Source organism: Myxococcus eversor (assembly GCF_010894455.1).
GTDB lineage: Bacteria > Myxococcota > Myxococcia > Myxococcales > Myxococcaceae > Myxococcus > Myxococcus eversor.
Map to the genome: position 1 here is coordinate 1 of NZ_JAAIXY010000101.1, position 422 is coordinate 422.

1 protein-coding gene is annotated in these 422 nt (G+C 65.2%); it reads left to right on the top strand.

What is annotated here, in order from left to right; all coding sequences use genetic code 11:
• Positions 1-422 (top strand): EF-Tu C-terminal domain-related protein (locus G4D83_RS45320; RefSeq protein ID WP_240357205.1); only part of this gene is annotated, 422 nt, incomplete at both ends.

Consider the following 422-nt stretch of genomic DNA (forward strand, 5'->3'; position numbering starts at 1 on the left):
GACACGCAGAAGACCGTCGTCACGGGCGTGGAGATGTTCCGCAAGCTGCTGGACGAGGGCCGGGCGGGAGACAACATCGGCGCGCTGGTGCGTGGTCTGAAGCGCGAGGACATGGAGCGCGGGCAGGTGTTGGCCAAGCCGGGCAGCATCAAGCCGCACACCAAGTTCAAGGCGCAGATCTACGTGCTGTCGAAGGAAGAGGGTGGTCGCCACACCCCGTTCTTCAAGGGCTACCGTCCCCAGTTCTACTTCCGCACGACGGACGTGACGGGAACGGTGAAGCTGCCCGATAACGTGGAAATGGTGATGCCGGGCGACAACATCGCGATCGAGGTGGAGCTCATCACCCCGGTGGCGATGGACAAGGAGCTGCGCTTCGCTGTTCGCGAGGGTGGCCGCACGGTGGGCGCCGGCGTCGTGGC